A 12588-nucleotide genomic window follows, 5' to 3' on the forward strand; every position below is an offset into this window, starting at 1 on the left:
AGATGCGGAAACGCCCCGACCATGCACAGGTCGGGGCGTTTCATATAGATCAAGCCGCTTTGAGAACTGATTTGACGATCAAATGCTCGGGTCCGTAAGGGAAGTTGGTGATGTTGCGATTGCCTTCGTCCTCGATCACGATGATGTCATGTTCGCGGTAGCCACCCGCGCCGGGCATGTTCTCGGGAATAGTGATCATCGGTTCCATAGACACTACCATGCCTTTTTCTAGAATCTTCTCGCAATCTTCGCGCAGCTCCAGACCTGCCTCGCGACCATAGTAGTGACTAAGCACCCCGAAGGAATGGCCGTAACCGAAGCTACGGTATTGTAGTAGATCGGCCTCGGCGTAGATCTCGTTCAGTTCTTTGGCAATGTCGGAGCACTTCGCACCTGGCACCAGCAGCTCCTTGCCGCGATCATGGACCTTGCAGTTCAGTTCCCACATCTTGATGTGCTCATCGCTCGCATGCTCGGCAAACAGCGTACGCTCAAGCGCTACGTAGTAGCCTGCGACCATCGGGAAGCAGTTGAGGGATAGGATATCACCACGCTGGATCTTGCGGCTGGTGACTGGGTTGTGCGCCCCATCGGTGTTCACGCCGGACTGGAACCAGGTCCAGGTATCTAAAAGTTCGCCATGAGGCCAGACCTTGGCAATCTCGCGAACCATAGTTGCCGTTGAGTGCAGCGCTACTTCATGCTCAGGCACACCAACTGCAATTGCTTCCACACAGGCCACACCGCCGATGTCTGCAATGCGTGTCATCTTTTCAGTATGCGCAATTTCTTCGACAGACTTGATCATGCGCAGGCGCATGGACGCTGCTGAGATATCGACAAGTTCGATGTTCTGAAACTCGGCCTTAAGCAGGTTTAGCGTGTCGATGGTGATGTGATCGAACTCAATTCCCAGACGCTTAACACCACCTATCAGGGGGCGAATGGCATGAAAATAATTGTCTTTCTGCCAGTCGGTATAAGTGATGTTTTTGCCGCCAAAGGTGCGGCGCCAGGGCTGACCGCCATCGATACCTGCACTGATGGACGTTGCGATGTTGTGGTCAACGAGAAACCCGTAACGGCGCCCAAACTGGCAATAGATGAAATCGGAGTAGTAATTCACACAATGATAACTGGTGAAGAGAGCCGCATCGATGTTTTCCTTCGCCATATGTGCACGGATGGCGTCTAGGCGACGCTGCATTTCGACGTCTGAGAAAGTGCCGGGAGCCTTGTCGCCGTTACCGACGTAGTTCTGTAGACGTTCGCGTTCCATGAGGGGACTCCTGAATTTAATGTCGCCAAAAGCGGCTAAAAACTAAACACATGAACCGGAAGTTGCACGATTTCGTCAAACGATGTTATTTCAGGATAGGTTTAGTTTTTCTAATGAAGAAGGAATATCATGACCTTGCCTCCGTTGAACGCCCTTCGTGCCTTTGAAGCAGTTGCACGACTAGGCTCTTTCAAAGCCGCAGCCGACGCCCTTTTTGTCACGCAATCTGCGATTAGCCATCAAGTGAAGAACTTTGAAACCTGGTTGGAGGCACCGCTGTTTCATCGTGAGGGTAACCGTGCAATCTTGTTGCAGCGTGGCGTTGAACTGGCAAATTCTCTGTCTCTGTCACTGACTGAGATCGATGCCGCATGTCACCGCGCCCGTTCGGACAATGGCCGCAACGAACTGGTCATTGCCGCAATCCCATCCGTTGCCATGTGCTGGCTCATACCCCGGCTTGCCAAATTCAAAGAAGCCCATCCGAGCATTGAGACGCGTATTATCTATGCAATCCATGGTTACGAGATCGACTATTCAGACGTACATATCGCTTTCTCCTTTTTGTCGAACGAACCGCAGGGTGCGGATGTTGACGCGTCATTCTTCCTGAGTGGTGACAGCCTTCCGGTGTGCTGCCCAGCCCTATTGGAACAACACGGAAAGTCTTTGGATCACATCTCGGATTTGTGCAGTCTTGGTTTATTGCATGACGGTGATACATGGGGGTGGCAACGCTGGTTTGATCTCAACGGGAACGAAGACCTCGGCCCTTTACAGGGGACAACTTACGAAGATTTCAACCTACTCAGGGCTGCCGTATTATCGGCACAAGGCGTCGCTCTTTGCCCGCTTGCGATGGTACAGCCGGATCTGGAGATAGGAGCTCTAGTTCAGCTCTCAGACCGCCGAATGACCTACGGGTCAGATTACTATCTCATCAGATCCAAACGTGTCCCGTCATCAATGCAAGCACATATCGACATTTTCTCTGACTGGGCATTATCCGAACGGAAAGTTGGTTTGAGACATTAGCGCAGGCTGAATAAGTGGCGCTGTTGCAAAAATCAGCGGGCTCTACAAAGAGATAGCTTTCAACATTGCTTTTGTGACTTCAAGCATCCAAGTAAAAACTCTCTCGCGAAACGCAGGCGGTCCATACATTGTGACCCATCTAAACGAGATTTCATCATTCCTAACTGAGAGTAATTCGTTTTGATGTGATCCTGAGATGTGATGTTAAAATTAGGGCACATCAAAGGAGGTGACGGATGCCCAATTTTTACCTAGATATGCCCACAGGTCTGAACGACAGCATAACAGGGGCTATTTCCAGTGATGGTAGCCCAGAGCTCAACAAGCATTATACATTACCTGCTAGAACAGGGGTTGCTGTAAGGCTTGAGGCTGGACAATCTCTCATCGTGGTGAATCCAACAGGCACGCAAGTTTGTGATTTTTGGGCGTTTAATCCGAGCAACTTGTATGAGTACCTTTCCATGAGCCATTGTCGGACCGCTTTGGCAAGTTTAGTGCCAACCGTCGGCGATATCCTCGTATCCAATGCAAGGCGATCCATGCTTACGTTGGTACGTGACACGTCCTCAGGTGTGCATGACACAGTCATTGCCGCGTGTGATCATGCTCGTTACCAACAGCTTGGGTGCAAAGAATATCACGATAACTGTACAGATAATCTGCGCCAGGCATTGAAGTCCATCGGCCTAGAAGCAAAGGTAATTCCAGACCCGTTTAACCTCTGGATGAACGTTCCTATCACCTCAGCCCGCAGAACAGAATGGGCAGCACCGGTTTCAAGACCGGACGATGAAATCGAGTTTCGTGCTGAGGTCGACGTACTGGTTGTAATGTCTGCTTGTCCGCAAGATGTCACTCCAGTAAACGGTGAGAACTGTGCTCCATCCGACCTTGCTTACCGCGTTACCCTTTGGGGGAACGCATGATTCAAAACCCAATTGTCTGGCCAAATGGAGCCAGATGTGCCTGCGCAATAACATTCGACGTTGACGCAGATAGCTTGATCCACATTTCTCGCCCAAAAGACGGGTTTGATCGTCTGTATCCAATTTCTATGGGACGATATGGTCCCACTGTTGCTTTACCTCGTATTTTGGACACTTATCGCAGATTAGGTCTGAAACAGTCGTTTTTTGTGCCAGGTTGGGTGGTTGAGCAATATCCAGAGGCTATGGATCTAATCCAGGAAGATGGGCACGAAATAGGCCACCATGGTTATCTCCATGAAGATCCGACTAACCTTTCGGATGCGGAACACCGTTATTGGTTTGAGCGAGCTCTTGAAGCCCATAAAAAAACTGTTGGCAACACACCCAAAGGGTATCGCGCTCCAGTCTACAACGCATCACAAGGGGTGATTGATTTCCTGGTCGATAATGACTTTCTGTACGATAGTTCACTGATGGCAGATGATATTCCTTATAGAATTCATACAGCTAAAGGATCCCTTGTTGAACTGCCGGTGCATTGGGGGACAGATGATTGGCCACCCTTCGCACACTACTCAGAGATTGATTACATGATGCCCGTCGCAGGGCCTTCGAGGGGACTGGAAGGGTTTTGGGAAGAGTTTGAAGCTCAATATGAGCATGGTGGTTTTTGGATGGCAATTTGGCATCCATTTCTGACAGGGCGCCTTGCTCGCTGGACACTGGTTGAAAGATGGCTTGAAACGATTCTGGAGCGAGGTGATATCTGGTTTGCACCACTTCATGAGATTGCAGAGCATGTGAATAATCAGTTTGTGCGTGATAATCAGTCTATTCGCGTGGAAGAATTGCCTTATTACAACCAACCTGTTCATCTGGGTGCAAAGTAAAATGGGAGCATTCATGGGTTGTGAGGAGTTTGAAGCACAGCTTGCAACAACCTCCTTTACTTCAATTTTTATTTCTGACAACAAGGCACAGCGCCATGAACTCAGTCGGGCGGCAATACCAAGAAAGATAACCAGCAGCGGTCATGGACAGCTTGACGGAGCCGTTGTCGCGATCAAGGCAAACATCGCGCTAAAAGGCCTTGCAACCTCCGCTGGGTCGAAACTGCTTTCTGAGAGACCGGCAGGTGAGAATGCAACAGTGATAGAAGCTATCATTAATGCCGGGGCCATGCCTGTTGGCCATGCCAACATGACTGAGCTTGCTTTCTCTGGTCTTGGGCTAAATCCGCATTTCGGAACAGCTGAGAACGCCTTAGATACTTCACTTGTACCGGGTGGCTCATCTTCAGGCTGCGCAAGCGCCATAGCATCAGGCTTATGCGATCTTGCGATCGGGTCTGATACATCAGGCTCCACCCGTATCCCTGCCGCATTTCAAGGTATTTGCGGGTATCGTCCTACTATGGGCCGTTATGCAATGGAAGGTGTCGTACCACTAGCTCCCTCTCTTGATGTATTAGGCCCGATGGCGCGCAACGTAGAGGGCATCATAGCCCTTGACTGTGCGATGAGGGGGACATTGCCAGAACGGGTGAATGCAACACCCTTCACTCAAAAATTCATTTTACCTGTCTTTTCTCACCCTGTTCTTGATGAAGATATTTCCAATGCATTTGAGGATACTGTGAATCTGTTAGAACATCACGGGATAGATATCGAACGCAGACCATTCCCCGCCTTTGATAAGACACTTGCCCTTTTTGCAGAATTTGGGCCACTTGTAGGCCATGAAGCTTATGAGCAGATCACACAGCTTGTAGCACTCGAGGATAAGCTGATTGATCCGCAAATCAAAAAACGCTTGCGGGACTTTACCCCAGTTTCAGCTGATACTCTGCAACATATAATGACAACTCGTGCCAAGCTCTGCCAACTTGTGCAAGAAACTTTATCAGGTAATCTGATGTTGATGCCGACGGTAGCTTGTCGTCCCCCTAATCTTGCAGAAGTCCAAGAGAGCAGTGCGACGTTTCAGCGAAAGAATGCAGATGTACTTAAACTGACTATGCTCACAGCCTTCCTTAACGTTCCATCCCTGGCCATACCGATGAAACCTGCTGATCCTGGCTTGAGTTACTCTGTTTGCGGCGCATACGGGACAGACGATGAAGTCTTACAAGCTGGTCTGCATCTTGAGCATTTGCTGAACTAAAGGTGCTGCGTTTAGGCTTAAAACTGCACTTTTTCAAAGTATAGAATGTTGGTTGAGAGCAAATTTAATTTGCCACAAAACAAAGTTCATAATGAAGAAATGTCATGCTGAGATGATCTTCAATCATTTGTCGTCACCCCATTTTTCCGAATAGTTATAAATGCAAAAATTGGAGATGATCATGGCATCCGCACCAGAACTACTCATTGTTGACTCGAGCGCACGAGAAACACGTTCCATCACTCGTTCCCTGACCAAACTGTTTGCAGATAACTGGAAACAATCCGGGGATGAGGTCATCTGTCGTCGCGATGTCGGCTTACGACCACCGCATTTTATTTCTGAAACCTGGATCGCTGCTGCATTTACTCCCCCCACCGAACGTAGTGATGAGATGAGAAGGCAGCTCGCCCTATCAGATCAATTGATTGCGGAAATCAAAGCAGCAGATGTAATCGTACTTGGTGCACCAATGTACAATTATTCTATGCCAGCAAGCCTGAAAGCGTGGTTTGATCTGATTGCGCGGATCGGAGAAACTTTCTCATTTGATCTTTCGCGCGGAGATTATCCAATTGCACCACTTCTTTCCGGTAAAAAACTAGTAGTCCTTTCCAGTCGTGGCGAATTTGGTTTTGAGAAGGAAGGGATCAGATTCCACATAAACGCACTCGACCCAGCAATTGCAGCCTGTGCACACTACCTCGGCGCCGCTCAGGAGGACATCCACTTGATCAGTGCAGACTATGAAGAGTTTAAGGATGAACGTTGGGAGAGATCTGTGGCCGCTGCGCGTGAGAAAACTCACAATCTGGCTACCACACTCCGCGAGCAGCTTGAGCCAGTTATAGCCTAATAACACACGGGAGAAGGACTGACCTTCTTCCGTACTTTAAAATGCACTCGAACTATCGAGACTTCGTTAATGCTGTCAAATCTTATAAATTTCATATAGTAGTGCCTACTTCATATTGAAGCCATCTAAGAAAGTTCTGTGCTGCTTTTTTACGAGTGCCACCAATAGTTAGAACTGCTCTGTAAAAGTAACCGGGTAGCCTTGCTCCATTGAGCACTACAGTTTTATCACTCAGTTCTTGAGCTTCAAAAATGGTATTACTGATCAGCGCTGCAGCATTTCCTCTGATGACAGCATCAAGTGCAAGATTATAGGCATCCACATTCGAAATTATGTAGTCCTCATAGCCTTCATTATTATTTTCAGAGAACCAGCGTTTCCATGTCGGAGAGTTGAGGCTGGATAGCTCCCAACGCACATCCAATAAGCGCTTGCTTGTCAAGTTCTCTATCTGATTGCCTTCCGATAACATACTAGGTGAACAAACAGCCAGATACTCCTCTCTGTACAGATTAATTTCAACACTATCGGGGGGGGCTTTCGGGCCATACCGAATAACCAGATCAGCCTCGCTACTATCAAGCGGGGTACATTTTTCAGAAGCAATGACATTCACGGCGTAATCGGGATAACGTTCGTAAAAATTGTTTAAGCGAGGAAATAGCCAATAACGGGCAAACTCTCGTGTTACGCTAACATAGACAGACTTATTGTCTTTTTCCCCGTATGTTTCGAAGAATGCAGCAGCAAGACAATCAAACCCACGTGTCACCTCTGGCAGGATGCGCTTTCCTTGCTCTGTCAGGCTAAGGTTCCGCCCATTCCGATCGAATAATTGAAGGTTAAGCAGCTTCTCCAAATGCCTGATCTGATGACTGATCGCTGTTGGTGTGACAGCCAACTCGTCAGCAGCATCTGTGAAACTGCCATGACGAGCAGCTGCCTCAAATGCTCTGACAGCGATCAGCGGAGGAATGCGTCTGCGCATTTCAGTTACCTTGTATCTTGCTTTCCTACCTGCAAGCATACCATGTTTAGCAGGTGAGTATCTGCATGTTGTAAATCAGTTTTTTAAAAGCATGTACGCAGGGCTCAAAAACAAGCAGCTCTGCGTACGCTTGTGTTTAATGTTTCAGATCAGAATAGGTAATTTTCACGGAATCTGCGTTCACCATATCCAGAAATGGCTTGTTTCGGTCATCCGCCAAAAATGTCTGAAGACCATCTTTTGCACTTTGCAAATCTTTCCAGAATACTACCTCAACCCATATCCCGTCATCCTGCAGTGAAACATAACGGTCGACGAACCCGGAAACATTTGTCAGGTTATTGTTAATGCTCGCAGCAACCTGAGCCAACTTCTCTGCATCAGTCCCTGCTTTTGCAGTGAAAGTTACATATTCCAAAACACTAGCCTCGTTGAGTTGTGTTGCCATTGCACTTTCTCCATGCGCCACTACCAACGGTATTGCGAATACTGCCGCAGTGACGACTTTCTTGATTAGATTCATAGGTTTGTCCTCCCTTTCAATCTGAAACATTGTTGTTTCAGGCTTCACCTCTGTATTGACTTGCATTATGTTATTGTTGTTATTAGCAAGTTCGCTTTATTGATCAGTCTACGGCAGCGTCAGCCATCACATGAATTTTCTTGGCAACGGCTCTTCCAAGGACCTTGTGCTGCTCAGCAGACATATGGAGACCATCAAGCCCGGCAGCCTTTGGGATGACTACGCTTGCATCAAAGCTCTCTATGCCAGCAGCATTAGCTGCAGCTTTCAGCGCTGCCCCAAGTTTCCGTGACTTTTCTTGTCCGCCTTCAAACATTAAGGCAAAGTCCGGGTGTGCCATCGTCGAAACAGGTGGCGGAGAGATAACCAGCACTTCGGGAGCCCTGTAGGTATAGGCCACTCCCCCTTCTGTCCCCTTTGCAACCTTGGCAACTTCAATGATCGCATCAGCGATATCTTCCGCACTGCGAGCCAGATCATTCTTAAGATCATTGGTTCCCAGCATGATGACAACAAGATCAAGTGGCATTTCGCGAGCGATGGCAGCAGGCAGGTTTTTTCCACCATTGAAGGCATCTGCCGGCACACTGTTCCATGCGGCTGGTTCGTCTAGATTAGTTGAGCGGACAGTCAACCCATCCACACTTACTTTGAACTTATCACCCAGCTCCGCAGCCAGCACACCCGCCCATCTCTCATTATCTGCGTAACGTGAACTTGGGAAGGCAACTTCAACTCCCTTCCAGCCCCACGTGTTTGAGTCACCATAAACGAGCACGTTATAGGTCATTCTTCTTCTCCTTATCAGTTGATGATGTGACAGTCTTCTGGGTGCCAATTCGCGAAAACGCCCGCCCCTACTTCGATGTCTAAGGTTTTCAAGTCACGCTGTTGAAGTTGTACGAAAATCTTGGATCCGGAGGCTGTTTCCAGTTGTAGGTTGACGAGCGCTCCCACAAACTCCTCACCTACGACCCGGCAATAAACTTCGTTGTCCGCCCATCCGCTTTCCTGTGACAATGAGATCTGATCAGCGCGCACAATCAGATTGATCTTGCTGCCAACCTGAAGTGTTCTGAACTCATCTGAGGTACATCTGAAAGTGCCATCCTTTCCATCAACAAGCACTTCGTCCGTTTCAGTAGATTTAACCGTACAGCTCAATATGCTGCTGCCACCAAGGAACCGTGCCACGAAGCTGGTTGCCGGTTTGAGGTAAATCTCCTGCGGTGCGCCTTCCTGCTCAACTCGGCCTTCGTTCATAATCACGACTTTGTCGGCCATAGAGAATGCTTCTGAGTGGCTGTGCGTTACATAAACAAAGGTAATTCCCAGCTCGCGCTGCAGGCGTTTTAGCTCTGCCTGCATTTGCAACGAGAGGTGCGCATCCAGTGCGGAAAGTGGTTCATCCAGCAAAATAATCGAAGGTTCAGTTACCAAGCATCTGGCCAGCGCTACCCGTTGTCTCTGGCCACCAGAAAGCTGGTCGATTGAACGGTTTACATATTCATCCAACCCCAGTTTTGATGCCCACTCATGAGCTCGTCGATGGCGTTCACCTTTGGAGACGCCGCTCATGCGCAGCCCGAACTCAATGTTTTCCAGCACGCTCAAAAATGGGAAAAGAGCAAGAGACTGCCATACCATAGGCATTTCACGTTCCCAGATTTCCTGATGCCTGATGGAACGGCCAGAGCGCAAAATGTCACCGGTAGTAATGCTTTCCAGACCAGCCAGACAACGCAGTAATGTGCTTTTGCCGCAACCAGAGGGCCCCATGATGGCGGTAAACTGACCGCGATCAATGTTCAGGTTCAAGTCCTGGATAGCCACGGCTTTGCCGTAGTTCTTACGAATATCCCAAAGCTTGATGTGTACATCCTGCGATGGGCTTTCATCAGCCTGCATAGAAGTGTTTGTTTGGATCTTTGCGGTCATCACAGTTTCTCCTTTGAAAACCGGCGCAGAGTAATAAACTGGGCGCACAGGATTAAGCTCATGGACACAACGAATGTGAATGAACCAATCGCATTGATGCGGGGACTGACTGCAGATTGAAGGAAGCTGAGAACGCGGACCGATGCTGTTTCATTAAGGCCGCCAACAAACCAAGTGACGGCATACTCATCAAAAGACACTGCAAAGCTCAGCAGAAATGCCGCAAAAACGGACGTTTTGGTTAAGGGAATGATGACTTCCCAAAATGCCCTCCAGTTTGATGCTCCAAGGTTTTGAGCAGCAAACTCAAGATCATCATCAATCTGAGAGAGGCGTAGTCGGATAATGGCCATGGCAAAGGGAGAGGCAAGGACAATCTGGGAGATGACGATTGCAGAGAGATTGCCCGAGAGGCCCACTCTGGAAAGATATGCCAGCATTGCCAGACCAGAGACGACAAGAGGCACCAATGGCGGCAACAGTGCAAACACCATCAGCAGCTTCTTACCAACAAAATTGAAACGGTAGTCAGTATAGGCAGCAGTGAACCCCAAAAACGTAGAGAGTGGCGCTACAATAAGAGCAACCAACGCTGTATTGAGCAATGCTCGAATAACCAAGTCATCCCCAAATGCCAGCTCATACCATTGGGTTGAGAAGCCGGAGATAGGAAGCGTTGGGAAACGATCAGTCGTGAGCGAAAACACAAAATTCGCCATAATCGGTGCATAGAGAAACGCAAGAGCACCTGCGCACAGGACCATGAGCGTTATTCTTGTTGCTTGAGAAAGGTGCATTACTTCCTCCGGTACGCGAGTTTAAGACTCGTCAAAGCGACAATAAGCAGTGTCCCAATCATCACGATTGCAATGACAGCTGCACGTGGCCATTGCTGGCCTGATTTGACGGTGTCTGTGATCAATATTGCGAGAGTTGGGAACTTACCGCCGCCCATGTAGGTCGGAGAAACAAAGTCGCCAAAGCTGAAGATGAAAGCAAAGAGTGCCCCCAGAATAAGACCTGCACGAGTACCCGGCAGAAGGACTGAGAAAAACACCCTTACTGGGCCACATCCAAGATTATAAGCCGCGTTGATCAGTGTTCTGTTAAAAGACAGCATAGAGATCGATTGGATTACTACCACCAGAGGTAACGTAAGCGTGACGTATCCGACCTGCATCGCAAACTTTGAGCTAAGAAGGCTTCCGGTTTCGAGACCAAAAGCGGCAAGGAGATTGGATATTACCCCATTATCAGTCAGGTAGATTTGCCATGAGTAAACCCGCACAAGGTAACTTGTGAAGAAGGGTACTACGAACAATCCCAATACTGTTAATTTAGCACGCGTTGACAAAATAAAACCAATAACCAGCGAACACGGCAAAGCCAACAGGCTGGCAATGGCAGCAACACAGGAGGCCCCTAGAAATGTCCGCCCGTATGCCTGCCAGAAATAGTTGGCGCTCAGGATTTTCACCCAATTATCCAGTTGGAAATCAGGCTGCAGCACGAAGTTCCGCACATCCCAGAAACTCAACCAAACCAGAAGAAGAAGTGGGCCGAGAAAGAAAAGAGTAAGCCAGAACGGTAAGGGTGAGACCCAGAAGCTGCTATAAAGCAACCTCCGAGCTGATAACGCGGGTTTTTGCATGGTGTTATTCCGGGATTATCGCTGAGTTTCTAGGTGCTTTTGTATTCGGACCAGAAGTCATTCCAGTCTGCCAGATCTTGCTGCACTGGCAGTTTGCGGATTTTGATCCGACCTGCCCGAATAAGGTCCATAGCGTTCCCTGATCCTTCAAACATACCCAGATGACGGGCATCCTCAGGTCTTTCCTCGATCATTCGTTTCCAACCACGTTTGCTTGGGATAACTGCCGGGAACACATTCAAGTTTGCTAGACGAAATTGACCTTCGGGCCCTGCCATATATTGGATAAATTTGCGAACCAGTTCTGCCTTGCGAGAACCTTTGCCGATTGAGAAGGACTCAGTAAACTGAAGGCCTCCTTCCTCTGGGATGGTAGTAGTAACATTGGCCCCATCGCGGCGTAAAACTCCGGTGATCCATTCACCAATACCTGGCATTACAGAGACTTCGCCGCTCTTTAGCGAAGAGAGCACACCGCCGTAATCATAAAATCCGCGCACCTGCGGCTTTAGTTCCAGTGTCGTCTCTTTAAGTTTACTCCACCCGGCCTCTGAAAGATTGAAAGGGGCTTCGTTACCATTGTACTGACTAAGCACGCCAAGATTGGGCAAATGCCAATCGAAATGACCGATCTTATCCTTCAGTTTTGTATCCCATAGGAGTTTGTAGCTAGAAGCTTCTTTGCGAGAAACAGCGTCTAAATTGTGAGAGATACCCAGAAAGCCAAACCGGCTGATCATGGCGTAAAGTTTGTCATCAACCCAGTGGCCTGGGAACTTATGGAACTCATGAAAGAAATCATCGAGAGGGTAGTCTGAAGGGTCCAACTGTTCTACAAAATCAGCAGCTACCAATTGATGCACGTACTCAGCATCCGCATGGACCAGATCATAAGTGCCACGCGGAGATTGGCTTAGCAGCGCCAACATCTGCTCGCCGCCAACGTAGTACTTTGGTGTAATCTTTACGCGATTTAATTCCTCAAACTCAGCGACAGCGTCAGGCTCCGCCTGCCCATACCACGCCAACATGGTCAACTCAGTTATGGTTTGAGCGCGCAATATATTGGGCATAGCTAGTGCGCCGGTTGCTGCCGCGCCTGATTTGATAAACAAACGGCGACTACATGAAAATTTCTGAACCATTGTTCCCTCCCTAATGGTTCAGAAACTATGGGAACACAGGGTAAAGACGGCAAACGAGCAGAATTCATGCCATGCTCA

General features: G+C 48.6%; 13 protein-coding genes. 5 read left to right on the top strand and 8 right to left on the bottom strand.

Translation table 11 applies throughout. The features are described from left to right. Nucleotides 1–49: 49 nt before the first annotated feature. Nucleotides 50–1279, bottom strand: coding sequence for an aminopeptidase P family protein (locus PsAD46_RS16845; protein ID WP_063289877.1), 1230 nt, complete (start codon nt 1277–1279; stop codon nt 50–52). Nucleotides 1280–1408: 129 nt separating this feature from the next. Between PsAD46_RS16845 and PsAD46_RS16850 the strand changes: the two genes are divergently transcribed. The 5 genes from PsAD46_RS16850 (at nt 1409) to PsAD46_RS16870 (ending at nt 6265) form a co-directional block, all read left to right on the top strand. Next, nucleotides 1409–2314 carry a LysR family transcriptional regulator gene (locus tag PsAD46_RS16850; RefSeq protein ID WP_063289878.1) on the top strand — a complete coding sequence of 302 codons (906 nt, stop codon included), beginning with the start codon at nt 1409–1411 and terminating at the stop codon, nt 2312–2314. A gap of 236 nt (nt 2315–2550) precedes the next feature. Next, a complete protein-coding gene (locus PsAD46_RS16855) occupies nt 2551–3243 on the top strand; it encodes an urea carboxylase-associated family protein (RefSeq protein WP_084404443.1) in 693 nt (230 codons plus the stop codon). Then, complete coding sequence (locus tag PsAD46_RS16860) at nt 3240–4136, top strand: polysaccharide deacetylase (RefSeq protein WP_063289880.1); 897 nt, start codon at nt 3240–3242, stop codon at nt 4134–4136. The genes PsAD46_RS16855 and PsAD46_RS16860 overlap by 4 nt, the downstream gene beginning before the upstream one ends. A 13-nt stretch (nt 4137–4149) precedes the next feature. Beyond that, complete coding sequence (locus tag PsAD46_RS16865) at nt 4150–5409, top strand: amidase family protein (protein WP_193776959.1); 1260 nt, start codon at nt 4150–4152, stop codon at nt 5407–5409. 181 nt (nt 5410–5590) lie between these two features. After that, entirely contained in the window at nt 5591–6265 is a 675-nt protein-coding gene (locus PsAD46_RS16870) for an NAD(P)H-dependent oxidoreductase (protein WP_153040768.1), read from the top strand. Nucleotides 6266–6356: 91 nt separating this feature from the next. On the opposite strand, the gene PsAD46_RS16875 is transcribed toward PsAD46_RS16870, so the two are convergent. The 7 genes from PsAD46_RS16875 to PsAD46_RS16905 form a co-directional block, all read right to left on the bottom strand. After that, a complete protein-coding gene (locus PsAD46_RS16875) occupies nt 6357–7253 on the bottom strand; it encodes a LysR family transcriptional regulator (protein WP_063289883.1) in 897 nt (298 codons plus the stop codon). 136 nt (nt 7254–7389) lie between these two features. After that, nucleotides 7390–7806 (bottom strand): hypothetical protein, encoded by a 417-nt coding sequence (locus tag PsAD46_RS16880; protein ID WP_153040769.1) that lies wholly within the window; start codon nt 7804–7806, stop codon nt 7390–7392. Nucleotides 7807–7879: 73 nt separating this feature from the next. Beyond that, nucleotides 7880–8566 (bottom strand): GDSL-type esterase/lipase family protein, encoded by a 687-nt coding sequence (locus PsAD46_RS16885; protein ID WP_063292513.1) that lies wholly within the window; start codon nt 8564–8566, stop codon nt 7880–7882. A gap of 14 nt (nt 8567–8580) precedes the next feature. Further along, nucleotides 8581–9714, bottom strand: a complete 1134-nt coding sequence (locus tag PsAD46_RS16890; RefSeq protein ID WP_244272085.1) for an ABC transporter ATP-binding protein — start codon at nt 9712–9714, stop codon at nt 8581–8583. Further along, nucleotides 9714–10511 carry an ABC transporter permease gene (locus PsAD46_RS16895; protein ID WP_063289886.1) on the bottom strand — a complete coding sequence of 266 codons (798 nt, stop codon included), beginning with the start codon at nt 10509–10511 and terminating at the stop codon, nt 9714–9716. The genes PsAD46_RS16890 and PsAD46_RS16895 overlap by 1 nt, the downstream gene beginning before the upstream one ends. Continuing rightward, nucleotides 10511–11224 (bottom strand): ABC transporter permease, encoded by a 714-nt coding sequence (locus PsAD46_RS16900; protein WP_244272084.1) that lies wholly within the window; start codon nt 11222–11224, stop codon nt 10511–10513. The genes PsAD46_RS16895 and PsAD46_RS16900 overlap by 1 nt, the downstream gene beginning before the upstream one ends. Nucleotides 11225–11394: 170 nt before the next feature. Continuing rightward, complete coding sequence (locus PsAD46_RS16905; protein ID WP_063292511.1) at nt 11395–12510, bottom strand: spermidine/putrescine ABC transporter substrate-binding protein; 1116 nt, start codon at nt 12508–12510, stop codon at nt 11395–11397. Nucleotides 12511–12588 lie beyond the last annotated feature (78 nt).

The sequence above is a fragment of the Pseudovibrio sp. Ad46 genome (assembly GCF_001623065.1).
Classification (GTDB): Bacteria; Pseudomonadota; Alphaproteobacteria; order Rhizobiales; family Stappiaceae; genus Pseudovibrio.

What these genes read in the sequence shown, in the direction of transcription:
- PsAD46_RS16845 (WP_063289877.1), bottom strand. Translation starts at nt 1,279, where the DNA reads ATGGAACGCGAACGTCTACAGAACTACGTCGGTAACGGCGACAAGGCT.
- PsAD46_RS16850 (WP_063289878.1), top strand. Translation starts at nt 1,409, where the DNA reads ATGACCTTGCCTCCGTTGAACGCCCTTCGTGCCTTTGAAGCAGTTGCA.
- PsAD46_RS16855 (WP_084404443.1), top strand. Translation starts at nt 2,551, where the DNA reads ATGCCCAATTTTTACCTAGATATGCCCACAGGTCTGAACGACAGCATA.
- PsAD46_RS16860 (WP_063289880.1), top strand. Translation starts at nt 3,240, where the DNA reads ATGATTCAAAACCCAATTGTCTGGCCAAATGGAGCCAGATGTGCCTGC.
- PsAD46_RS16865 (WP_193776959.1), top strand. Translation starts at nt 4,150, where the DNA reads ATGGGTTGTGAGGAGTTTGAAGCACAGCTTGCAACAACCTCCTTTACT.
- PsAD46_RS16870 (WP_153040768.1), top strand. Translation starts at nt 5,591, where the DNA reads ATGGCATCCGCACCAGAACTACTCATTGTTGACTCGAGCGCACGAGAA.
- PsAD46_RS16875 (WP_063289883.1), bottom strand. Translation starts at nt 7,253, where the DNA reads ATGCGCAGACGCATTCCTCCGCTGATCGCTGTCAGAGCATTTGAGGCA.
- PsAD46_RS16880 (WP_153040769.1), bottom strand. Translation starts at nt 7,806, where the DNA reads ATGTTTCAGATTGAAAGGGAGGACAAACCTATGAATCTAATCAAGAAA.
- PsAD46_RS16885 (WP_063292513.1), bottom strand. Translation starts at nt 8,566, where the DNA reads ATGACCTATAACGTGCTCGTTTATGGTGACTCAAACACGTGGGGCTGG.
- PsAD46_RS16890 (WP_244272085.1), bottom strand. Translation starts at nt 9,714, where the DNA reads ATGACCGCAAAGATCCAAACAAACACTTCTATGCAGGCTGATGAAAGC.
- PsAD46_RS16895 (WP_063289886.1), bottom strand. Translation starts at nt 10,511, where the DNA reads ATGCACCTTTCTCAAGCAACAAGAATAACGCTCATGGTCCTGTGCGCA.
- PsAD46_RS16905 (WP_063292511.1), bottom strand. Translation starts at nt 12,510, where the DNA reads ATGGTTCAGAAATTTTCATGTAGTCGCCGTTTGTTTATCAAATCAGGC.